This is a genomic window from Streptomyces sp. NPDC005878, assembly GCF_040629815.1.
Lineage (GTDB): Bacteria > Actinomycetota > Actinomycetes > Streptomycetales > Streptomycetaceae > Streptomyces.
The window spans coordinates 17,873-40,243 of sequence record NZ_JBEXWK010000026.1; the positions used below are offsets into that span (position 1 = coordinate 17,873).

The following is a 22,371-nucleotide window of genomic DNA, read 5'->3' on the forward strand; positions in this document are numbered from 1 at the left end:
TCGAACAGGGGCGCGGGGAACTGCGCGAGTGGCCCTCCTCCGGCTGCGGCCATCGGGCAGGTGCCCGTCGCAGGGGTTTCGGGGAGGGGCGGGGTGGGGCGAAAACAACCCCGTCCGGCGGCGTAGCGTGGGGGCATGAGCTACGGATCCTTCCCCGGCACCCGCCCCCGCCGGCTCCGCACCACGCCCGCCATGCGCCGCATGGTCGCCGAGTACCGGCTCCACCCGTCCGACCTGATCCTCCCCGCCTTCGTGCGCGAGGGCGTCGACCGGCCCGTACCCATCCAGGCCATGCCCGGTGTCGTCCAGCACACGCTCGACACCCTGCGCAAGGCCGCCGTGGAGGCCGTCGAGACCGGCGTCGCCGGGATCATGCTCTTCGGGGTGCCGGAGGACGAGAAGAAGGACGCCCTCGGGACCGCCGGGACGGACCCGGACGGGATCCTCCAGGTCGCCATCCGGGCCGTGAAGGAGGAGGTGGGCGACGACCTCGTCATCATGTCCGACCTCTGCCTCGACGAGTACACCGACCACGGCCACTGCGGCGTCCTCGACGACGAGGGCCGCGTCGACAACGACGCCACCCTGGAGCGGTACGCCGAGATGGCCCAGGTCCAGGCCGACGCCGGCGTCCACGTCGTCGGCCCCAGCGGCATGATGGACGGTCAGGTCGGCGTGGTCCGCGACGCGTTGGACCAGACCGGCCACGAGGACGTCTCCATCCTCGCCTACACCGCCAAGTACTCCTCCGCCTTCTACGGCCCGTTCCGGGAAGCCGTGGGCTCCTCCCTGCGCGGGGACCGCAAGACCTATCAGCAGGACCCCGCCAACGCCCGCGAGTCCCTGCGCGAGCTCGCCCTCGACCTGGAGGAGGGCGCCGACATGGTCATGGTGAAGCCGGCCGGACCGTACCTCGACATCCTCGCCAAGGTCGCCGAGTCCGTGGACGTGCCCGTCGCCGCCTACCAGATCAGCGGGGAGTACGCGATGGTCGAGGCCGCCGCCGAGAAGGGCTGGATCGACCGCGACCGGGCGATCCTCGAAACTCTGACGGGAATCAAGCGGGCCGGTGCGAACATGATCCTGACGTACTGGGCGACGGAGGTCGCCCGCGGGCTGTAGACGGCGACGACGGGGGCGGGCGATGGGTGAACAGGCTTTGGACGTACGGGACTTCGCCGATGTCACGGACTATCTCACCCCCGTCGACCACGTCTTCGTCCGCGCCCATCTCGGCGTGCCCGACGTGGACGCCGACTCCTGGAGCCTGTCCGTGGAAGGACTCGTCGAGCGGCCGCTGCGGCTGACCCTCGACGACGTCCTCGCGCTGCCCGCGCGCCGCTTCACCGCGTTCCACGAGTGCTTCGGCAACCCCTTCCGGCCGGACGTCCCGACCCGGGCGGTGGCCAACCTCCGCTGGACCGGGTTCGATCTGTCCGCCCTCCTCGACCGGGCCGTGCCGCTCGCCTCCGCGCGGCACGTCTGGTTCGAGGGCGTGGACACCGGCTCGTTCGCCGGTGAGGACGGGCTGTCGTACGTGAAGGACCTGCCTCTGGAGACCGCCCGGCGGGACGTCTTCCTCGCGTACGAGATGAACGGCGAGCCGCTCACCGCCCGGCACGGGCACCCGCTGCGGACCGTCGTGCCCCGGATGTTCGGCACCAACTCGGTGAAGTGGCTGACCCGGATCGTCCTGGCCGAGGAGCGGCCGGACCACATGTTCACCACGCGCTTCTACACCCGTGTCCACCCGGGCGAGTCCACGGCCCGTCCCGTACGCGCGGTGGACGTCGGCAGCAAGATCCTCAGCCCGGGGGACGGGGAACGGCTGCCCGGGGAGTACGTGGAGGTGGTGGGGCGGGCGTGGAGCGTCGGGGAGGTCGTCTCGCTCGACGTGAGCGTGGACGACGGGCCCTGGCGGCCCGCCGCGCTCGAACCCCTCGGGCCCGAACCCGCCTGGCAGCCCTTCACCCTCACCCTGCGGCTGCCGCCCGGCCCGCACCGGATCCGCGCCCGTGCCACCGACCGCGACGGGCGCGTCCAGCCGCCGCCCGGGGTGCGCAACTCGGTGCACGAGATCACCGTCACGGTCGGTGGCGCGGCAGCGGAAGCGTGACCGGGCGCCCCGCCGGACGGCCCGTGCGCGGGTCCAGCGCCGTCACGGCGAGCGTGACCGTGGCGGAGGCGTAGAGGTACGTGCCCCGGGGGTGCACCGCGACGCCCGTGCAGTGCGGGGCCGTGAGGCCCGGCAGCCGCTCGGGGCCGGCGTCCGGGTCGGGCAGGCCGTCGGGGGCGAGGGCGGCGCGGTGCAGCGCGCCCGTCTCGCGGTCCGCGAAGTAGAGGCAGGCCGCCGCCGGGTGGACCGCGAGCGGGCCCGGGGCGGACGGCACCTGGAGGGTGAGGGTGCGGGCCGGGCCGTCGGAGTCGGCTCGGCCGTCCGGGCGGAGCGCGACGACGTTCAGGGCGCGTTCATCCGGGTCGCTCACGTAGAGGCGGGTGCCGGCCGGGTGGACGGCGAGGCCTTGGTGGAGCGGGGCGGTGCCGCGTACCCGGAGGGCCGCCGTGCCCTCGTCGTCGGGTCGGCCGCCGTGGCCCAGGGGCAGGAGGGTGGCGGCCGACGTCCCCTCGCGGTCGGCGACGTAGAGGAGGGGGAGGAAGGGGTGGGCGGCGACCGCGGCGGCGGGGTCCGGGCCGGCGGGGGTGTACACCTGCCAGCCGACGCCGCGTACGGGGCGTCCTGCGGGGTCGAGGGCGTGCCACAGCAGGCGTCTGCCGGGCGGGTCGGTGACGTACAGGCAGGCGCCGGTCGCGTCCACGGCGAGCCCGTACGGGCGGATGCCGGGGGTCCACTCGGCGGGGGCCTCCGGGCGGCCGTCCGCGCCGAGGGGGATGCGGAGGATGCCGTGCGGTTCGCCGACGTACAGCCAGGTGGCGGCGGGGTGCACGGCCAACTCCGCCCGCACGGCTCCCTCGCCGTCCCCCCACGGATCCTCGTCCCGGTGCACAGCAACTCCTACGGTTGATCTTTTCCGGGATAACGAGGGGGGAGGGGGGTTGGGGGTGCGGCCTTTTGGGTCCGGTCTTTGTCCGCGGGCCGGTGGTGGGTCGCTCGCGCAGTTCCCCGCGCCCCTTCAGGGCCCGGTCTTTGTCTGCGGGTCGGCTTCGGTTGCTCGCGCAGTTCCCCGCGCCCCTAGGGGGGTTGCCCGCAGCCGGAACAGTTGGCTCAGCCACAGGCTTTCAGGGGCGCGGGGAACTGCGCGAGCAACCCGGCACGGTCCGCAGACGAAAGCGGGGTTGGGGGCGCGGGGAACTGCGCGAGTGAGCCTCCACGGTCCCGCAGACGAAGCGGGGTGGGGCGCATGGCCGTAAGGGGGTTACCAGGCGCTGATCGCGCTCAGGTCCGTCTGCCAGTACGTGGCCATCGCCTGCGCATCCACCACCCCCACCGGCTTCGGCAGCGACGCGTACGCCGAGCGGCCCACGGACTCCATGCCCGTCGCGCCCCGGAAGTACACGACGACCTGGCTCGTCATGTACGGGTCGGTGCCGTCGGGCTCCCCCTGCGTACGCACCATCGCGTACGCCGACCGGCCCGGCGCCAGCGAGACCACCGCCTGCGGGATGGTGTCCTTGTCGACCGCGATCGGCGACTGGGCGTTGGAGAACTTCACCGCCGGAGCGTCGTACGCGTCGCAGACCGTCTTGCCGATGTTGGTGGCCGTCAGCAGGACGTGGTTGATCGGGCGGGAGACCGGCGTCGCCGTCAGCTTCACGTTGGAGCCGGTGCAGGTGACGCGCTTGGACGAACCGGAACCGGAACCGGAGCCGGACGTACCGGACGTGGACTGGCCGCCCGTGTGCTTGCCGGTGGACTTGGCCGGCTTGGCCGTCCCCTGGCCGCCGCCCGTGGAGCCGGACCCGCCGGCCGAACCCGTACCACCGGTCCCGGCCGTCCCGGCCGACCCGGCCGCGTCCCCGCCGGTCGAAGAAGCCGGCGTGGAGGCGGGCGCCGAGGCCGTCGGCGTGGACGCCTTGTCCGCCGCCTTGGGCCCGGAGTCGCTGCCGCAGGCGGTGAGGGACAGTGCGGCGATCAGCGCGGTGGTCGCGGCGGCGGTGATGCGGAGGTTGGTGCGCATGGTGGATCGGCTCCCCGTTGCTAGGTGCGTGAGTCGTACGTGAGTGGTGCGTGGTGACGAGCGGTGTGTGGCCGCGGTCAGTTCTGGAGACTGAGGACCAGCGCGATCACCGTGGCCACCGAGGCGGCCAGCATCGCGGCGGCCATCGAGTCCGCCAGGTTGACCCGGATACGGAATCGCATTGCCTGCTCCCCCCGGTGGGCCGGTTTGGCTGGTTGCTGCACTCACCTTGCGGGCCGGTCGGCGCCGACCGCAATCAGCAAGGGACAATGGGGGAAGCTGGAACGCGGGAACACGCTCTGACCTGGGGAAACTGCCTTCCCCTGGAACGCGTTCCCGGGACGGACAGGGGAGGGAAACGGCTCGTGGCTACGGCTGAGTCCGAGGATTTCGCGGCATTGCTCAGGGAGTTGAAGGACCGTTCGGGACGGAGTTACGGCGTCCTCGCGGGCAAGCTCCACGTGAGCACGTCGACGCTCCACCGGTACTGCAACGGTGACGCCGTGCCCAACGAGTACGCCCCCGTCGACCGGCTCGCCCGGCTCTGCGGGGCCACCCGGGAGGAGTCGGTCGAGCTTCACCGCCGCTGGATCCTGGCCGACGAGGCCCGGCGCAAAGCACGCGGCGCGGCAGCGGCGGAGGCGGCTCGTCCGCCCGCGCCGGTGCCGGCGACCACACCCGAACCGGAATCGAAAACGGAACCGGAGGTAGAGGTTCCGGTCAAGCCCGCCGGGGCCGGCCCCGCCCTCGTGCCCGCCCCCGCGCCCGTCTCCGGGGCGGGCGGATCCGAGGCGGCCGAATCCGAGGTCCGTTCCTCCGAGTCCCCCCTCGTCCGCACGGTCACCGGCGCGTCCACCGCCCCGCTCCGCAAGCGGCTCACCAAGCGCACCCGGCTCGCGCTCATCGGGGCCGCCGCCGTCACGGCCCTCGCCGTCCCGGCCGTGGCCGTGGCGAACCTGTCCGGCGGCTCCGGGGACGACGACAAGGACACCAAGAGCGCGGCCGTCGCCGACGCACGGGAGACCAAAAGGCGCACCACGCCGAGCGTCACACCCCCCACGTCCGGTTCCCCGAGCCCGAAGGCCTCCTCGCCGAGCCCGTCGGGCCGCGCCACCCGCTCCGGCAGCCCCACCCCGTCGGCGCCGGCCGTCCGCAAGCCCGTTCCGGCGGCCCAGGCCCCGGTCGGCGTCGGCATCAGCTCGTACCAGTGGGACGGGCCGTGCGGGAAGTTCTATCTGATGGACCAGAAGCCGAACGCGGTGCCGAAGCCGCCCGATCCGTACGAGAGCCGTCCCTGGGCCTCGGTGCTCGGCGGGGTCGACGGCGGGCATCTCACCCTCCAGCTCACCGCGACCGGCAAGACCCGTGAGTCGGTCGTCATCAACGCCGTGAACGTGAAGGTCGTCGAGCGCGACGCGCCGCTCGACTGGACCGCGTACTCGATGGGTTCGGGGTGCGGCGGCGCGGTTACCCCGGGCTTCTTCGACATCGACCTGGACAAGGCGCAGCCGCGCACCAGGCCGGTCGGCGGCACGCAGGGCGAGAACCACGTGCCCGCCACGGACTTCCCGTACAAGGTGTCCACGACGGACCCGCAGGTGCTCAACCTCGATGTGCACACCGACGCGCACGAGGTGACCTGGTACCTGGAGGTGGAGTGGAGCAGCGGCGACCGCTTCGGGAAGATCCCGGTCTACGACGAGAGCGGCAGGCCGTTCCACAGCAGTGCCGTCAAGGGCCGTCCGGCGTACGAGTACCGGGGGGACACCAACGTGTGGGAGCGGCTCACCACGTGAGCCGCTCCCCGCACGGGGCCGGTCAGAGGCGCTCGGGCGTCCGGATGCCGAGCAGGGCCATGCCCTGGTGGAGCGTCCGGGCGGTCAGGTCGCACAGGAACAGGCGGTTCTCCACCAGCTCGGGCGACTCGGCCTTGAGGACCGGGCACTGGTCGTAGAACGTCGTGTACAGCGACGCCAGCTGGTACAGGTACGCGGCCAGCTTGTGCGGCGCGTAGTCCGCCGTCGCCTCCGCCAGCAGCTCCCCGAACGCGTCCAGGTGCAGACCGAGGGCCCGCTCCGCCGGGGCGAGTTCCAGCTCCGGGTGGGCGGCGGGCTTCTTGTCGTCGGCCTTGCGCAGGATCGACCTGATCCGGGCGTAGGCGTACTGGAGGTAGACGGACGTGTCGCCGTTGAGCGACACCATCTGGTCCAGGTCGAACTTGTAGTCACGGTTGGCCGAGGTCGACAGGTCCGCGTACTTCACGGCGCCGATGCCGACGTACCGGCCGTTCTCGACGATCTCCTCCTCGGTCAGGCCCACCTTCTCGGCCTTCTCGCGCACGACCGCGGTGGCCCGCTCGACGGCCTCGTCGAGGAGGTCCTCCAGCTTGACCGTCTCGCCCTCACGGGTCTTGAACGGCTTGCCGTCCGCGCCGAGCACCGTGCCGTAGCCCATGTTGTGCGCGGTGACGTCGTCGGTCAGCCAGCCCGCGCGCCGCGCGGCCTCGAAGACCATCTTGAAGTGCAGCGACTGGCGTACGTCCACGACGTAGATCAGTGAGGTCGCGTGCAGGTCCGCGACGCGGTTGCGGATCGCGGTCAGGTCGGAGGCCGCGTAGCCGAAGCCGCCGTCGGCCTTCTGGACGATCAGCGGGACGGGCTGGTCGTCCTTGCCGCGGATCTCGTCGAAGAACACCACGAGCGCGCCCTCGGAGCGCACCGCGACGCCCATCTCCTCCAGGAGGCGGGCGGTCTCGGGCATGCCCTCGTTGTACGCGGACTCGCCGACGATCTCGTCGTCGCGGATCTCCATGTCGAGCTTCTCGAAGACCGAGTAGAAGTAGACCTTCGACTCGTCGACGAACCGCTGCCACAGCTCCAGCGTCTCCTTGTCACCGGACTGGAGGTCCACGACCCGCCGGCGGGCGCGCTCCTTGAACTCCTCGTCGGTGTCGAAGACCGCGCGGGAGGCCTTGTAGACCCGGTTCAGGTTGGACATGGCCTGCTCGCCGTCGACCTCGTCCGCGGGGGCGAGCGCGTCCGGGTGCTCGATCAGGTACTGGATGAGCATGCCGAACTGGGTGCCCCAGTCGCCGATGTGGTGGCGGCCGATCGTCTTCTCGCCGGTGAAGTCGAGCATGCCGCGCAGCGCGTCGCCGATGACCGCCGAGCGCAGATGGCCGACGTGCATCTCCTTCGCCACGTTCGGCTGGGCGTAGTCGACGACCGTGATGCCCGGGTTCTCCTTCAGCGGCACGCCGAGCCGGTCGTCGCCGGCGCGCGCGGCCAGCGTCCTCGTGATCGCCGCGTCGGTGAGCGTGATGTTGAGGAAGCCGGGGCCCGAGACCTCGACGTCCTTCAGGAGGTCGCCGGAGTCCAGCGCGCCGGTGACCTTCGCCGCCAGCTCACGCGGGTTGCCCTTGAGCTTCTTGGCGAGCGCCAGGATGCCGTTGGCCTGGAAGTCGGCCCGGTCGCTTCGTCGCAGCAGCGGGTCGGTGGAGCCGGCCTCCGGCAGGGCTGCCGAGAGGGCGTCCGCCAGGCGCTGCTGGACAGTGGAAGCGAGGGAAGGGACCGAAGCCATGGGTTCCGTTTCCTGTCGGTCGGCCGCCCGCGAAAGGGTTTGCGGACGGGATGTGTACAGGGGGATTCTCCCATGGGAGCGTCTCCCGCTTCTCCGGGAATACGCGCAACCCCGGAGGGGGTGGTTCCGTCTGGGACAATGGGCGGGCCAAGCCCTTCAAGGCGTACGAGAAAGAAGGACGTGCCGACCGTGGCTCAGAGCAGCACCGAGACCGACTGGGTCTCCCGTTTCGCGGACGAGGTCATTGCCGACTCGGAGCGTCGTGCGCCTGGCAAACCGGTCGTCGTCGCGTCCGGCCTGTCCCCGTCCGGCCCCATCCACCTGGGCAACCTCCGCGAGGTCATGACCCCGCACCTGGTCGCGGACGAGATCCGCCGGCGCGGGTACGAGGTGCGCCACCTGATCTCCTGGGACGACTACGACCGGTACCGCAAGGTGCCGGGCGGCGTCCCCGGGGTCGACGAGTCGTGGGCCGAGCACATCGGCCGCCCGCTCACCTCGGTCCCGGCCCCGGCCGGCTCGGCGTACCCGAACTGGGCCGAGCACTTCAAGGCCGCGATGACCGAGGCCCTGGCCGACCTCGGCGTCGAGTACGACGGGATCAGCCAGACCGAGCAGTACACCTCGGGCGCCTACCGCGAGCAGGTCCTGCACGCGATGCGCCACCGCGGCGACATCGACGCCATCCTGGAGCAGTACCGCACCAAGAAGGCGCCCGCCAAGAAGCAGCAGGGCCAGAAGCCGGTGGACGAGGCCGAGCTGGAGGCCGCCGAGGGCTCCGGCGCCGCCGCCGAGGACGACGGCACCGGCTCCGCCGGCTACTTCCCGTACAAGCCCTACTGCGGCGGCTGCAACAAGGACCTCACGGTCGTCTCGGCCTACGACGACGACACCACCGAGCTCACCTACACCTGCTCGGCGTGCGGCTTCTCCGAGACGGTCCGGCTGAGCGAGTTCAACCGCGGCAAGCTGGTCTGGAAGGTCGACTGGCCGATGCGCTGGGCGTACGAGGGCGTGATCTTCGAGCCGTCCGGCGTCGACCACTCGTCCCCGGGCTCCTCGTTCCAGGTCGGCGGCCAGATCGTGTCGATCTTCGGCGGCGAGCAGCCGATCGGCCCGATGTACGCGTTCGTCGGCATCAGCGGCATGGCCAAGATGTCCTCGTCCAAGGGCGGCGTGCCGACCCCCGGTGACGCGCTGAAGATCATGGAGCCGCAACTGCTGCGCTGGCTGTACGCGCGCCGCAGGCCCAACCAGTCCTTCAAGATCGCCTTCGACCAGGAGATCCAGCGGCTCTACGACGAGTGGGACAAGCTGGAGGCCAAGGTCGCCGACGGCAGCGCGCTGCCCGCCGACGCCGCGGCCCACGCGCGCGCCGCCCGCACCGCCGCCGGTGAACTGCCGCGCACCCCGCGCCCCATGGCGTACCGCACGCTCGCCTCGGTCGCCGACATCACCGCCGGCCACGACGAGCAGACCCTGCGCATCCTGAGCGACCTGGACCCGGCGAACCCGCTGTCCTCCCTGGACGAGGTGCGCCCCCGGCTCGACCGGGCCGAGGCCTGGATCAACACCCAGGTCCCCGCCGACCAGCGGACCGTGGTGCGCGAGGAGCCCGACACCGAGCTGCTCGCCACGCTCGACGACCAGGCCCGCGAGTCGCTGCGCCTGCTCGTGGACGGCCTCGACGACCACTGGTCGCTCGACGGTCTGACCCACCTGGTCTACGGCGTGCCGAAGGTCCAGGCCGGGTTCTCGGCGGACGCCACGCCCAAGGAGCTGCCGCCGGAGATCAAGACGGCTCAGCGGACGTTCTTCGCGCTCCTGTACCACCTGCTGGTGGGGCGTGACACGGGCCCGCGTCTGCCCACGCTGCTGCTCGCCGTGGGCGCGGACCGAGTCCGCAAACTCCTGGCGGCGTAGCCGCCACGCCGAGGGGGCCCGGGGCTTTCGCCCTGGGCCCCTTTTGGCGTGGCGTGGGGCCCCCCTTATTGGCCCGGTCTTTGTCTGCGGGCCGGTGGTGGGCCGGCTGCGCAGTTCCCCGCGCCCCTTATCGGGCCGGTTTTTGTCTGCGGGTGGGTGGTGGGCTGGTCGCGCAGTTCCCCGCGCCCCTAAAAGCTTCGTGGCTGAGCTGATTCTCTGGCTGCGGCGCAGTACCTAGGGGCGCGGGGAACTGCGCGATCAGCCCCCACCGGCCCGCAGGTGAGGTCAGGCCCGATAAGGGGCGCGGGGAACTGCGCGGCGAGCCCGCCACCGGCCCGCAGGTGAGGTCAGGCCCGATAAGGGGCGCGGGGAACTGCGCGAGCAACCCGCCACCGGCCCGCAGGTGAAGTCAGGCCCTCCAGGGGCGCGGGGAACTGCGCGGCCAGTCCGCCACCGGCCCACGCGAAACAACCGCCCCCGGCGGAGCCCTACGCGATGTGGTCCGCCTCCAGCTCCGCGTGGTAGCGCTGCTTGAACTCCGGCATCAGCCGCCGCAGCAGCCCCGCCCCGCGCGGGTGCGACACGCCCTGCCCGTCCGCGAGGTGTATCTCCAGCGCCTCGACCGTCGGATAGTCGCTGCGCTCGTTCACGTACTCGACGAAGACCTTGTACGCCATGTCCGCGAACGCCACGTCCTCCGGCGTCGCCTCCTCCGCGTACACCGGCGCCTGCTGCTCCGGCGCGCTGCCCAGCGGCCGGGTACGGCCCGGACCCGCCGGGACCATCACCGGGGTGGGCTCCAGACCCTCGACGTACTGGGGGTCGTACGTGCCCTCGTACGCCTCCTGGGACAGCTGCTGCGCCGCGAACCAGGGGCTCTCCACCGGAACGACCTCTTCCGGAACGACCTCTTCCGGAGCCGGAGCCGGAGCCGCACCCGAAGCGGGCTGGGCCTGCTGCTCCGGGGCGTACCCCTGCTGCGGCCCGGGCGCGGGCCCGCCCTGGGCCTGGGCCTGGGCCCGTGCCTGAGCCGGTACCTGGCTCTGGGCCGGGGCCGGGGCCGGGCCCTGCGGGCCCGCAGGCAGCTCGACCGGCTGCGGCGTCGCGCTCACCACCGGCGTCACCGGCGGCGCCGTCGGCAGCAGCGTCGGCTCGATCCCGGCGGCGGCGAGCCCCGCAGGTCCCGTCTCGGCCAGCGGGACGCCGAAGCGGGCGAGCCGCAGCGGCATCAGCGACTCCACGGGCGCCTTGCGGCGCCACCCGCGGCCGTACCGTGCCTGGAGCCGGGCACGGTAGACGAGCCGGTCCTGCTCCAGCTTGATGACCTGCTCGTACGAGCGCAGCTCCCACAGCTTCATCCGGCGCCACAGACGGAACGTCGGTACGGGCGAGAGCAGCCAGCGCGTGAGGCGCACGCCCTCCATGTGCTTGTCGGCGGTGATGTCCGCGATCCGCCCGACCGCGTGGCGGGCCGCCTCGACGGCGACGACGAACAGCACCGGGATCACCGCGTGCATCCCGACGCCGAGCGGGTCGGGCCAGGCGGCGGCGCCGTTGAAGGCGATCGTGGCGGCGGTGAGCAGCCACGCCGTCTGCCGCAGCAGCGGGAACGGGATGCGGATCCAGGTCAGCAGCAGGTCGAGCGCGAGGAGTACACAGATCCCCGCGTCGATGCCGATCGGGAAGACGAGGGAGAAGTTCCCGAAACCTTTCTTCTCCGCGAGGGCGCGCACCGCCGCGTAAGAACCCGCGAACCCGATCCCGGCAATGACCACCGCACCCGCGACCACCACCCCGATGAGTATGCGATGCGTGCGCGTCAGCTCCGTCGCGGCCACCCGCGATCCCCCTCCGTTGTCGACAACCGGCGCGCAAAGCCTGGCACATGGATACGGAGTCCCACCCACAGGGGAGGGCAGGACTCCGTATCGAGCCCGGCTCGTTACCGGCCGCTTCCGCTCTGGCGGTCGCTCCTGGCAGTCCCTACCAACGGTTGTTACCGGCGGTTTCCGCCAGCAGTTTCACCGGCGGTTGCCATCGGCAGTTTCCACCGGCGGTCGTTACCGGCCCGCGCCGTTGGCGGTGGCGACCGACGCCACCGCCTCCTTGGCCGCGCTCTGCGCGTCCTTCATCAGATCATCGGCGTCCGGCGCGTCCGCGCCCTGGTAGCCCGCGCCGTTGTAGTCGAGCACGACCGCCACGTTCGCCGTCCGCACCACGACCACCGCGTACTTGAAGTCCTCGTCGGTCTTGTGCAGGTCGTAGCTGACGGCCGTCGCCTCGTCGCCGATACCGCTGACCGGCGCGGCCTTCACGTTCTTGGCGCCGTCCGTCGCCTTCGTCGAGGCCAGCAGCCGGGCGTACTCCTTCGCCGCGCGCTGGTCGCCGCTGCCGATCGCCGCGTCCGAGCCGTACCGCTTGAAGGAGACGTCCAGCCAGCGGTACTGCGAGCCCTTCACGCCCTTGTCGTCCAGGCCGTTCCACGAGCAGGTGCCCTGCGAGGTCGCATCCGTCGACTTGCCCGCCGTGCCCGACTTCGACTTCGCCTTCGGCACCAGGTTGTCGATGGTCTTTTCCGACAGTGCCTTGCACGGGTCGGGCAGCTTGGCGTACTTGGCCGGGGCCACCGACGGCGACGCGGACTGCTTGCCGCTCGGCGTCGCCGCCGAGGACGAGGCCCCCGCGTCCTTCTTCTTCCCGTCGCCGGAGTCCGAGGAGCAGCCGACGGCGACGAGCATCACGGGGACGGCGGCGCAGGCGAGCACACGGGCGAGCCGCGTGCGCGGGGCGGTGGCGGGGGCGGGTCGGTGCATGGTTCTACGCGTTCCTTCGCTGGTCGCTGCTGGCTGGTCGCTGCTGGCTGTTCGCATGTCGGGGCCGCTCGGGCGGCCCTGCGGCTCACTCGCCGAAGAGCTCGGCGAGCTTGGCGGCCAGGGCCTGGGTCTTCTCCTGGAGTTCCTGGCTGTCGGGGAGGTCGGCGTTCGAGCCGGTGGGCTGTTCCGTGTACTCGACAGTCACGATCACATTGGACGTACGGAAGACGACGGTGACGGTACGGCGCTGGACGGCCGACCCGCTCGCCGTCAGCGCGTCGTCCAGATACGCGGCGTCGCCGAGCCCGGTGAGGATACGCGGCTGGAGCCCGGCGGGGGTGGAGGCGGGCGGGGTGGCGGAGGCCGACGGGCCGGACGAGGCCGGCGGGGTGGCGGGGGAGGCGGCCTGGTTCTGGACGCGCAGCCCGGCGGAGGGCTGGGTGGAGGGCTTGGCCGAAGGGCTCCCCGGCGCGGTTCCTCCCGGTGTGTTCCCTCCCGGCGTCGCCCCCGGCTTGGTCTGCGGCTTGCCGGCACCGGAACCGGAACCGGAACCGGAACTGGAACCGGACCCGGGGCTCGTGCTGCCGCCGGCGCCGCCGGGACGGCCGGCGTCCCTGCCGCCGTCCCTCGGGCCGGTGAGCTTGGCGGCCGACTCCTTCTTCCCGTAGACGGCCTTCGCGCGGTCGTCGTCGCTGACGGCCGGGTCGTACGACACGACCCGCTCGAAGTCGACGTACAGCCGGTGCACCCCTTCGGACGCCTCGTCCTTCCAGCGGCAGCCCACCCGCCGGTCCGTGTCGTACGTGAGCTCCGCCGCCCCGGCGTACGCCTTCGCCCGCAGATCGTCCGGCAGCTCGGCGGCGCCCGGCAGCATGTCCTTCAGGAGGCTCTTGTTCACGGCCCGGCACGGTTCGGGCAGCGTGCGGTAGCGCCCCGGCGGCGCGGCGGCCGCCTTGGGCACGCCCGCCTTGGAGTCCGTGGTGGTGCCGTCGGTGCCGGAGCCCGAGGAGCAGCCCGCGACCAGCGCCACGAGGAGCGCCACACCGGGCACGTACGCCTTTCGCTGCACGGTTCCCAGGCTCCTTTCGGGAGAAAAGCGTTTGCCGCCGCAGTGCGGCGGCTGGACACAATGTCTATCGCACGCGCTGCCGTGAACGCCGGTCCACTGTCCTGTTTGTGGTCTTTGGCGACGGTTTTTGCGCACCAGGCGCATGATGGCGCAAAGAGATGTTTCGGGGAAACCGGTCAAATCGCTCAACGTGGGTGCCTGTGGAGACACGGGAGTCACGCGAGACACGGGAGATACGGGAGACTCGGGGGAACGAGGAATCATGTCGTACGTAGAGGTACCGGGCGCGCAGGTCCCGATCCGGATGTGGGCGGACCCGGCGGCGGTCGACCAGGGCGCGATGCAGCAGCTGCGCAACACCGCCACGCTGCCCTGGATCAAGGGTCTGGCCGTGATGCCGGACGTCCACTACGGCAAGGGTGCGACGGTCGGCTCGGTCATCGCGATGCACGGGGCGGTCTGCCCGGCCGCGGTCGGCGTCGACATCGGCTGCGGGATGTCCGCGGTCAAGACGTCCCTGACCGCGAACGACCTCCCGGGCGACCTCTCCCGCCTGCGCTCCAAGGTCGAGGCGGCGATCCCGGTCGGCCGCGCGATGCACGACGACGCGGTGGACCCCACCCGCCTCCATGGCTTCGCCACGGCGGGCTGGGACGACTTCTGGCGCCGGTTCGGAGGCGTGGCGGACGCGGTGAAGTTCCGGGAGGAGCGGGCGGTCAAGCAGATGGGAACGCTTGGCTCGGGCAACCACTATGTCGAAATCCTGCTCGATTCAGAGGGGTCGGTGTGGCTCACGCTGCACTCCGGATCGCGGAACATCGGCAAGGAGCTGGCGGAGCACCACATCGGTGTGGCGCAGACGCTCGCGCACAACCAGGGCCTGGTCGATCGCGACCTCGCGGTCTTCGTGAGCCAGACCCCGCAGATGGCGGCCTACCGCAACGATCTCTTCTGGGCCCAGGAGTACGCGAAGTACAACCGCGCGATCATGATGGCGCTCCTGATGGATGTGGTGCGCAAGGAATTCAGGAAGGCCAAGCCGACCTTCGAGCCGGAGATCTCCTGCCACCACAACTACGTGGCGGAGGAGCGGTACGAGGGCATGGACCTACTGGTCACCCGCAAGGGCGCGATCCGCGCGGGCGCCGGCGAGTACGGGATCATTCCTGGCTCCATGGGGACGAGTTCCTACATCGTGAAGGGGCTGGGCAACGAGCTGGCCTTCAATTCGGCTTCGCACGGAGCGGGTCGGCGCATGAGCCGTAACGCGGCGAAGCGCCGTTTCACCGCCAAGGACCTGGAAGAGCAGACACGGGGCGTGGAGTGCCGCAAGGACTCCGGCGTCGTGGACGAGATCCCGGCCGCCTACAAGCCGATCGAACAGGTCATCGACCAGCAGCGGGACCTCGTGGAGGTCGTGGCGAAGCTGAAGCAGGTCGTCTGCGTGAAGGGCTGAAGGGTGCCCGGGGGCAGGGCAGGGCAGGGGCAGCGGCGGGTCGGGCGGCGCCCACCTCTCGACCCGCCTGACCCGCCTGACCCGCCTGACCGTCCCTCGGCCCCTGGCCCCTCGGCCCTGACCTCGCGGGCTACAGCTCGCGGTGGACCTTCGTGTTGGAGGCCTGGGCGCGGGGGCGGACCACCAGGAGGTCGATGTTGACGTGCGGCGGGCGGGTGACCGCCCAGGTGATCGTCTCCGCCACGTCGTCGGCCGTCAGGGGCTCGGCCACGCCCGCGTAGACCTTCGCCGCCTTCTCGGTGTCACCGCCGAAGCGGGTCGTGGCGAACTCCTCCGTCTTCACCATCCCGGGCGCGATCTCGATCACCCGGACCGGGCGGCCCACGATCTCCAGGCGCAGGGTCTCGGCGATGACCCGGGCGCCGTTCTTCGCGGCGACATAGCCCGCGCCGCCCTCGTACGTGCCGTGGCCGGCGGTGGAGGACAGGACGACCACCGTGCCGTCGCCGGACGCGTCGAGGGCGGGGAGCAGGGCCTGGGTGACGTTGAGCGTGCCGATGACGTTCGTCTCGTACATCTGGCGCCAGTCGGCCGGGTCGCCGGTGGCGACGGGGTCGGCGCCGAGTGCGCCGCCCGCGTTGTTGACGAGGACGCCGATGGTGCGGAAGGCGCCCGCGAAGGCGTCGACGGCCGCGCGGTCGGTGACGTCGAGGGCGTACGCCGTGGCCTGGTGGCCGGCCTCGTTGATCTCGGCGGCCAGCGCCTCGATGCGGTCCTTGCGGCGCGCGGTGAGCACCACGCGGTAGCCGGCGGCGGCGAGCTGCCGCGCGGTGGCGGCGCCGATACCGCTGCTCGCGCCCGTGACGACGGCGATGGGGGTCCCGGTGGCGGTCATGGCGTACTCCTCGCGCGAATGATCGGAATGCGGTCAGGATAGGCGGGACGGGGTGCGGGGCCGGGTGCCGGGGCCCGGGCGGCGGACGGCCGGGCGTGCTGCCGCGTCGGCCGTGGCGGTGGCCGTGGCGCGGGCCGTGGCGCGGGTGTCGCGTGGGTCGCGTGGGTTGTCCGGCAGGTCGTCCTGGTGGCCGTTCGCTCGGTCTCAGCGGCCGCGCGGGGCGTACATGATGACCGCCATCCCGGCCAGGCAGACCAGCGCGCCGATGATGTCCCAGCGGTCCGGCCGGTAGCCGTCGGCGACCGCGCCCCAGGCCAGGGAGCCCGCGACGAACACCCCGCCGTACGCGGCCAGCACCCGTCCGAACTCGGCGTCCGGCTGGAGCGTCGCCACGAAGCCGTACACGCCGAGCGCGAGGACCCCCGCGCCGATCCAGAGCCAGCCCCGGTGTTCCTTGACGCCTTGCCAGACGAGCCAGGCTCCGCCGATCTCAAGGAGGGCGGCGAGGAGGAACAGGAGTACGGAGCGGGCGACGAGCATGCGGACAGCGTCGCACGCCTCGGGGTGGCAACCCGGGAACATAAGCCGCTAAAGGTATCTTCCGGTCATGGCTGCGATGCGTAGGGGGTTCAAGCGGTTCGGCGGGTTCGGTATGCCCCGCGGGTTCGGTGGGGTGTCGGCGGGGGGCGGCGCCTTGCTGGTGGCGGCCGTGTGCGGGCTGTCGCTGTCGGCGGGAGTGGCGCATGGCGGGGTGGCCCAGGGAGGCGTGGGCGATCCCGTGGCCCGCCCGGGCGCCGGGGTCGCGCCCACCGGCCCGAGGGTTGCGGCGGGTTCGGGGGTGGCCACGGGGTCGGTGGCCGCGCGGGCCACTCCCGGCTCCTCGGCTCCAGGCGGGGCGGCGGGATCGACGAGTTCACCGGGCTCGCCGGGATCTCCGGGCTCGGCGGGATCGGCGGCTCCGGCCGCTCTGGACCCGGGCGCCGTCGCCCCGGCCGCGTCCGGTGCCGAGGCCGATATCTCGTACCACGGGCACATCTCCCTCTGGTCCGGGCGCGTCGGCGTCTGGGTCGAGCCGTCGAACCACGGGCCGACCGCCGTCCCGGACGCCACGCTCCGGCTGCGGTTCTCCTCGCCGCTCGCCGGCGCCGAGCCGCTGCCGCCGGGGTGTCTGCGCGGCAGTACGGAGACGGTGCTGTGCTCCACGGGTGCGATGCGGGCGGCCGGGGCGGGGCGGCCGATCGCGCTGGACCTGCGGATCGCGGGCAGTCCGGCCGAGGTCGTGGTGAACATCAACACCTCCTGGAGCGGCGGGGTGGGCGACCGCAACCCGGGCAACAACACCCACCGGGTCCTGGCACCCGCCACCGGGGACAAGTACGCGTACTGAACAGGGCTCCGCGTCCGCCTCACGGGCGGGCGCCGCGTCCGCCTCACGGGCGGGGCTCCGCGTTCGACTCATGGCGTGCCGTGGCGCGGGCGGGACGTGGCTCGGGCGGGCCGTCGCGTCGGCGTACTGGTTACGCCCGGCGCGCCGTCAGCGGCCCCGCGGCGTGCCCTCGCGCCCGGCGCACCGGTTACGCCTGGCGTGCCCCCACCGGCTCCCGCTCGCCCGTCCAGCGGTACAGCGCCTCGGCGAGCGCGGCCGGGGACGGGTTCTCGTCCGCCCAGGCCACGTAGCCGTCGGGGCGGACCAGGAGCGTGGTGCGGCGGTCGCCGCGCCAGTGCGCCCGTATGAGCCGTCGCGCGGGCGCCGGATCCGCCGCGAGCGTCTTCGCTCCCCGCGCGTCCGCGAACGTCTTCGCTCCCCGCGCGTCCTCGGGCGTCACCAGCACGAACTCGCCCTCGCGCAGCAGCTCGTACAGTCGGGCCTCCGTCAGCGCCAGGTCCGGGACGCGCGTCCCCGTGAGGCGGTGGGCGCCGGGCCCCGCCGGGTAGGCGATCCCGATGCCGCTGATCCGCCCCATGGCCTTGTCCCGTGCGGGGCGGACCGCGTTCAGGAGGCGGGTCACGAGGGAACGGGCCGCGTGCTGGACGGGGGTGTGGGCCATGGCGAGGCGGACGATCGCGCCGCTGGTGCGCAGCACCGCCGCGCCGACCGGGTGCCGCTCCTCGTGGTAGCTGTCGAGCACCGCCTCGGGGTCGGGGGCGTCGCCGCGCAATACGCGGGCGAGCTTCCAGGAGAGGTTGGCGGCGTCCTGGATGCCGGTGTTGAGGCCCTGTCCGCCCGCGGGCGAGTGGACGTGTGCGGCGTCGCCCGCGAGGAAGACGCGGCCCGTCCGGTACCGGGGGACCTGGCGTTCGTCGCTGTGGAAGCGGGAGAGCCATCGGGCGTCGTGCATGCCCAGATCCGTACCGAGGGCCTGGCGGGTGATCTCGCGGACGTCCTCGAGGCCTATCGGGGCGCTGTCGGGGACCTGGTGCTTCCGGTTCCACCCCATCACCCGGTAATAGCCGTCGCCGAAGGGGACGACGAAGGCGAACGCCTCGTCCGAGCCCGCCACGCTGAGCGATCCGCTCGGCTTCTCGGCGAGCTTCACATCGGCCAGCACGATGGAGCGGATGACCGAGGTGCCGGGGAAGGGCAGGCCGAGGGCGTGGCGCACCGCGCTGCGGACGCCGTCGGCGCCGACGAGGTAGCGGGCGCGCAGGGTGAGGTCCGGCCCGGTGCCGCCCGCTCCCTCCTCGGCCCCCGCTCCCGCTCCCGCCCCGGCCCCCGTCCCCGTTTCGTCCCCCGTGCCGACCGGCCCGACGTGGGCGGTGACCCCGTGCTCGTCCTGTCGCAGGCCGCGCAGCTCCGTCCCGTGGCGGAAGTCCACCCCGGCCTCGCGCGCCCGGCGTTCGAGGAGGCGCTCCACCTCGTACTGCGGGGTTACCAGGAGGTACGGGAAGCGTGAGCGCAGCCGGTTCAGGTCCAGGGAGAGGCGGCGGAACAGGCTCATCGTCCCGACCGTCGTGCCGGTGGCGACCAGTTCGTCCGCCAGGCCGCGGGCGTCGAGCAGCTCCAGGGTGCGGGCGTGGACGCCGAAGGCGCGCGTCATCGTGCTCGTACCTCGCGGGCGGCGGTCCACGACAGTCACGCGCAGGCCCGCCGCCGCGAGGTCCCCCGAGAGCAGCAGCCCGGTCGGGCCCGCGCCCACGACGAGGACATCGGCGGTGCGGGTGATCTCGGCGGAGCCGGAGCCGGAGCCGGAGCCGGAGCCGGAGCCGGTGTCGGTGGTGCTGTTCATGGCGACCTCCTCGATGCCAACGCTTGTTGGTCAACGCTTGTTGGCAAATGTAGGGCCGCCGGGTCTGGCGTGTCAACACCTGTTGGCCTACAGTTGTTGGCATGACGACCGACGCCCCCGCCGCCGGACCCCGCCGCTCCGACGCCACCAAGGCCGCGATCCTCGAAGCCGCCCGCGAGCGCTTCGCGGCGGACGGCTACGAGCGCGCCACCATCCGCGCCATAGCCCGTGACGCGGGCATCGACCCGTCGATGGTGATGCGCTACTACGGGAACAAGGAGGGCCTGTTCGCCGCCGCCTCCGAACTCGACCTGCGCTTCCCGGACCTGGGCGCACTGCCCGGCAAGCACATCGGCGCCGTGCTCGTCACCCACTTCCTCGACCGGTGGGAGGGCGACGACGTGCTGACCGCCATGCTGCGCGTCGGCGTCACCAACGCCGCCGGGGCCGAGCGGCTGCGGTCCGTCCTCGCCGAGCAGCTGGGACCGATCGCGGTCGGCCTCTGCCCCGACCCCGCCGCCGCGCCCCGCCGCGCCGCGCTGGTCGCCTCGCAGATTCTCGGAATGGCGCTCGCGCGGTACGTGCTGAAGTTCCCGCCCGCCGTGGAGATGACCCGGGAGGAGGTGATCGCCTGGCTGGCGCCCACCGTGCAGCGCTACCTCACGGCCGAGACGCCCTGACGCCGCGCCGCGGCCCGCGCCCCCGCGCGCGAGCCATCCCGTGAACCCGGCGCCTACAGGCCCTCCGGGGCGACGCCTCTGCGTCGTACAATTGCTGCATGCCGCAGAAGAACGAGGACCGGGCCCGCCTCATGGCCGAGCTCGGTGTCGCGTCACGCCGATACATGGCCTCGTACGCCCTGTTCAACCAGGCTCTCGCGGACCATCTGGGCCTGCACCCCACCGATCTCCAGTGCCTCAACCTGCTGGGTCTGGAGCCCGGGCCCGTCACCACGGGGCGGATCGCGGAGCTGACCGGGCTGACCACCGGTTCGGCCACCCGGCTCGTCGACCGGCTGGAGCGGGCCGGATACGTCACGCGGCGCCGCGACACCGAGGACCGGCGCAAGGTGCTGGTCGAGGCGGTGCCCGAGCGGATGGCGGAGTTCGGGGCGGTGTGGGGCAAGCTGAACGGCGCGTGGTTCGAGATGTTCGACGCGTACCAGGACAGCGAGATCCGGCTGCTCATCGCCCATATGCGGCGGACGGTCGAGCTCTCCGGGGCGCAGATCGAGCGGCTCCGGGGCGGCCGTCTCTGAACGGCCGTACGCCACAAGCTCTCTGACGGAACGAACGGGACGGGACTGGACGGGACTGGACGGGACTGGACTGGACTCGACGTCCGGCCGGGCGCCTGACCGGACGTCCGGCGGGTGTCAGGGGCCGGGGGTCGTCGCCGCCCCGCCGAACTCCGCCATCGCCTCCTCGACGATCGCCTCCAGCCGGGCGTGGTGGGCGCCGCGCCAGTACACGCGCTCGCACGCCGTGCACTGCGCGAAGGCGTCGTACGCGCTGCGCGTGCCGTGCTCCAGGAGTTCGCGCACGGAGTCCTTGTCCGCTTCCCGCAGGGGCGCGTTGCAGGCGGTGCAGCGGGTCCACGGGGCGAGTACGGGAGCGAACCGCTCCAGTACGTCGCGGAGTTGGTCCTCGGGGCGGTGGCTGTAGACGTACGCGCCGGCCCACAGTTCGCGGCGCCGCAGCAGCCCCCGGTCCCGGGAGAGCAGCACCCGCTGTTCGGTCGCGGAGAGCGTGGCGAGCGCGGGGTCGCCGATGTCCTCGCTCTCGTACGCCGCGTCGACGCCGAGGAGCCGCAACCGGCGGGCCAGCGTGCCGAGATGGACGTCGAGGAGGAAGCGGAGCGGGGCGCCGGACACCTGCTGGGGGCGGTCGACGGCGCACACCTCGACGCTCTCGCCCGCGCGCGGGACGTGGGAGACCGGCGCCTCGTGGCCGTCCACGAGCAGCCGTCCGACCTCGGTCAGCGGGACGCCGAGCGACTCCACGACGTGGCCGAGCGTGGAGGAGCCGTCCGTGACCACGGCCGTACGCCCGGCGCGGCGCGGCGCCGGGACGAAGAGGTGCAGCTCGGCGGCGAATCGACAGTGGATCTCCGGTCCGTTCACGAGGTCAGGATGCCATCGGGGGGAGGGCCGGAGCCACGTATTTGGCCGGGCCGGGCGGGGCCGGGCTGCCCGAGCCTCTTGGTCCCGGGTTCAGCCCCACATGTCCCTCGGCGTGGCCCCCCGCTCTACGGCCGGAACGCCTCGGCGTTCTCCTCCGCCCAGCTCGCGAACGTACGGGCCGGGCGGGCCGTCAGCTCCTCGACGCCGCGCGTGACGGTGTCGGGGCGCCCGTCGTGGGCGGCGAAGTAGGCGAGCAGCGCGTCGGCGACGGCGCCGTCCATGTATGCGGCCATCGACTCCTTCCACGCCTCGGGACTCACCGTCCCGACGGTGATCTCGCGGCCGGTCGCGGTGGAGATCAGGGCGATCTGTTCGGCGGCGCTGAGGGAGTCCGGGCCGGTCAGGTGGTACGCGGCGCCGCGCAGCCGGGGCTCGGCGAGCACCGCGTGGGCGGCGTCGGCCACGTCCGCCTCGTGGATGGGGCTGGCCTGGGTGCCGGGGTAGGGGAGGGCGACGGTGCCGGTGGCCTTGACCGACCAGGCCCAGCCCATCGCGTTCCCCGCGAAGGCGCCCGGCCGCAGCAGCGTGGCGTCGATGCCCGAGGCCTTCAGCGCCTGTTCGACGGCGAGGTGGCGGAGCGCGATCGGGTTGTCCCGCGCGCCCGCGTACAGCACGGAGCTGGAGGAGAGCAGCACGATGTGCTCGACTCCGGCGGCCCTGGCCTCCTCCAGGAAGGCGTCGATGTGGGCGGGGTTGGCGTAGAGGAAGACCTGGGTGGCCCCGGCGAGTGCGGCCCGGAAGGTGGCGGGGTCGTCGAGATCGAGTCGTACGGTCGCGATGTCCGGGGGCAGATCGAGCTTTTCGGGGGCGGCGGAGGCGGCGCGCACGGGGGTGCCGGCGGCGTGGAGGAGGGAGACGAGGGCGGAGCCGACGGTGCCGCGGCTGCCGGTGACGAGGACGGTCATGGGGTTCTCCTTCGAGGGCGCTGGTGGGGAGGCCGTGTGGTGAGGGGTGGGGAGGCCTTGCGGGGTGGGGTGGGGTGGGGAGGCCCTGCGGGGCGGGGTGGTCCGTGACGGCGGAGGGCGGACGCCATGGGATGAGCTGCGTCCCGCAATCTCTGCGCTACGCAGATAAATATCCGTGAAGAAGGC

General features: G+C 72.5%; 19 protein-coding genes. 8 read left to right on the forward strand and 11 right to left on the reverse strand.

What is annotated here, in order from left to right:
- Positions 1 to 135: 135 nt before the first annotated feature.
- Both hemB and ABZ404_RS29550 read left to right on the forward strand, forming a co-directional pair.
- Positions 136 to 1,122 (forward strand): porphobilinogen synthase, encoded by a 987-nt coding sequence (hemB, locus tag ABZ404_RS29545; RefSeq protein WP_358833763.1) that lies wholly within the window; start codon positions 136 to 138, stop codon positions 1,120 to 1,122.
- Positions 1,123 to 1,144: 22 nt separating this feature from the next.
- Positions 1,145 to 2,116: a molybdopterin-dependent oxidoreductase gene (locus ABZ404_RS29550; protein WP_358833764.1), complete on the forward strand. Its 972-nt coding sequence runs from the start codon at positions 1,145 to 1,147 to the stop codon at positions 2,114 to 2,116.
- Here ABZ404_RS29550 and ABZ404_RS29555 read toward each other — a convergent pair.
- Positions 2,085 to 3,005, reverse strand: coding sequence for a hypothetical protein (locus tag ABZ404_RS29555; RefSeq protein WP_358833765.1), 921 nt, complete (start codon positions 3,003 to 3,005; stop codon positions 2,085 to 2,087). The two genes, ABZ404_RS29550 and ABZ404_RS29555, sit on opposite strands and share 32 nt — an antisense overlap.
- A gap of 369 nt (positions 3,006 to 3,374) precedes the next feature.
- On the reverse strand, positions 3,375 to 4,136 hold the full coding sequence (locus tag ABZ404_RS29560; RefSeq protein ID WP_358833766.1) for a DUF4232 domain-containing protein: 762 nt from the start codon (positions 4,134 to 4,136) through the stop codon (positions 3,375 to 3,377).
- Between the two features lie 365 nt (positions 4,137 to 4,501).
- Here ABZ404_RS29560 and ABZ404_RS29565 point away from each other — a divergent pair, with 365 nt between their 5' ends.
- Positions 4,502 to 5,932 carry a helix-turn-helix transcriptional regulator gene (locus ABZ404_RS29565; RefSeq protein WP_358833767.1) on the forward strand — a complete coding sequence of 477 codons (1,431 nt, stop codon included), beginning with the start codon at positions 4,502 to 4,504 and terminating at the stop codon, positions 5,930 to 5,932.
- 22 nt (positions 5,933 to 5,954) lie between these two features.
- On the opposite strand, the gene argS is transcribed toward ABZ404_RS29565, so the two are convergent.
- On the reverse strand, positions 5,955 to 7,715 hold the full coding sequence (argS, locus tag ABZ404_RS29570; RefSeq protein ID WP_358833768.1) for an arginine--tRNA ligase: 1,761 nt from the start codon (positions 7,713 to 7,715) through the stop codon (positions 5,955 to 5,957).
- Between the two features lie 180 nt (positions 7,716 to 7,895).
- Here argS and lysS point away from each other — a divergent pair, with 180 nt between their 5' ends.
- The gene (lysS, locus tag ABZ404_RS29575; RefSeq protein WP_358833769.1) at positions 7,896 to 9,638 is read left to right on the forward strand and encodes a lysine--tRNA ligase; all 1,743 of its coding nucleotides are present in this window, start codon (positions 7,896 to 7,898) and stop codon (positions 9,636 to 9,638) included.
- A gap of 488 nt (positions 9,639 to 10,126) precedes the next feature.
- On the opposite strand, the gene ABZ404_RS29580 is transcribed toward lysS, so the two are convergent.
- The 3 genes from ABZ404_RS29580 to ABZ404_RS29590 form a co-directional block, all read right to left on the reverse strand.
- Positions 10,127 to 11,476, reverse strand: coding sequence for a DUF2637 domain-containing protein (locus ABZ404_RS29580; RefSeq protein WP_358833770.1), 1,350 nt, complete (start codon positions 11,474 to 11,476; stop codon positions 10,127 to 10,129).
- Positions 11,477 to 11,698: 222 nt separating this feature from the next.
- Entirely contained in the window at positions 11,699 to 12,451 is a 753-nt protein-coding gene (locus ABZ404_RS29585; RefSeq protein WP_358833771.1) for a DUF3558 family protein, read from the reverse strand.
- An 85-nt stretch (positions 12,452 to 12,536) separates the two neighbouring features.
- A complete protein-coding gene (locus tag ABZ404_RS29590) occupies positions 12,537 to 13,520 on the reverse strand; it encodes a DUF3558 domain-containing protein (RefSeq protein WP_358833772.1) in 984 nt (327 codons plus the stop codon).
- A 262-nt stretch (positions 13,521 to 13,782) separates the two neighbouring features.
- Here ABZ404_RS29590 and ABZ404_RS29595 point away from each other — a divergent pair, with 262 nt between their 5' ends.
- Positions 13,783 to 14,976: an RtcB family protein gene (locus ABZ404_RS29595; RefSeq protein ID WP_358833773.1), complete on the forward strand. Its 1,194-nt coding sequence runs from the start codon at positions 13,783 to 13,785 to the stop codon at positions 14,974 to 14,976.
- Between the two features lie 130 nt (positions 14,977 to 15,106).
- On the opposite strand, the gene ABZ404_RS29600 is transcribed toward ABZ404_RS29595, so the two are convergent.
- Together ABZ404_RS29600 and ABZ404_RS29605 are read right to left on the reverse strand one after the other, a co-directional pair.
- Entirely contained in the window at positions 15,107 to 15,871 is a 765-nt protein-coding gene (locus ABZ404_RS29600) for an SDR family NAD(P)-dependent oxidoreductase (RefSeq protein WP_358833774.1), read from the reverse strand.
- A 204-nt stretch (positions 15,872 to 16,075) separates the two neighbouring features.
- Positions 16,076 to 16,411: a YnfA family protein gene (locus tag ABZ404_RS29605; protein WP_358833775.1), complete on the reverse strand. Its 336-nt coding sequence runs from the start codon at positions 16,409 to 16,411 to the stop codon at positions 16,076 to 16,078.
- 67 nt (positions 16,412 to 16,478) lie between these two features.
- Here ABZ404_RS29605 and ABZ404_RS29610 point away from each other — a divergent pair, with 67 nt between their 5' ends.
- Positions 16,479 to 17,258, forward strand: a complete 780-nt coding sequence (locus ABZ404_RS29610) for a hypothetical protein (protein WP_358833776.1) — start codon at positions 16,479 to 16,481, stop codon at positions 17,256 to 17,258.
- Positions 17,259 to 17,445: 187 nt separating this feature from the next.
- Here ABZ404_RS29610 and ABZ404_RS29615 read toward each other — a convergent pair whose 3' ends face one another.
- Positions 17,446 to 19,098 (reverse strand): FAD-dependent monooxygenase, encoded by a 1,653-nt coding sequence (locus ABZ404_RS29615; protein WP_358833777.1) that lies wholly within the window; start codon positions 19,096 to 19,098, stop codon positions 17,446 to 17,448.
- A gap of 101 nt (positions 19,099 to 19,199) precedes the next feature.
- Between ABZ404_RS29615 and ABZ404_RS29620 the strand changes: the two genes are divergently transcribed.
- Both ABZ404_RS29620 and ABZ404_RS29625 read left to right on the forward strand, forming a co-directional pair.
- Positions 19,200 to 19,778 (forward strand): TetR family transcriptional regulator, encoded by a 579-nt coding sequence (locus tag ABZ404_RS29620; protein ID WP_358833778.1) that lies wholly within the window; start codon positions 19,200 to 19,202, stop codon positions 19,776 to 19,778.
- A 98-nt stretch (positions 19,779 to 19,876) separates the two neighbouring features.
- The gene (locus tag ABZ404_RS29625) at positions 19,877 to 20,356 is read left to right on the forward strand and encodes a MarR family transcriptional regulator (protein WP_358833779.1); all 480 of its coding nucleotides are present in this window, start codon (positions 19,877 to 19,879) and stop codon (positions 20,354 to 20,356) included.
- Positions 20,357 to 20,473: 117 nt separating this feature from the next.
- Here the strand turns inward: ABZ404_RS29625 and ABZ404_RS29630 are convergent, their stop codons facing one another.
- Both ABZ404_RS29630 and ABZ404_RS29635 read right to left on the reverse strand, forming a co-directional pair.
- The gene (locus ABZ404_RS29630; RefSeq protein WP_358833780.1) at positions 20,474 to 21,220 is read right to left on the reverse strand and encodes a Mut7-C RNAse domain-containing protein; all 747 of its coding nucleotides are present in this window, start codon (positions 21,218 to 21,220) and stop codon (positions 20,474 to 20,476) included.
- 125 nt (positions 21,221 to 21,345) lie between these two features.
- Complete coding sequence (locus ABZ404_RS29635) at positions 21,346 to 22,185, reverse strand: NAD(P)H-binding protein (RefSeq protein WP_358833781.1); 840 nt, start codon at positions 22,183 to 22,185, stop codon at positions 21,346 to 21,348.
- Between the last annotated feature and the right edge of the window lie 186 nt (positions 22,186 to 22,371).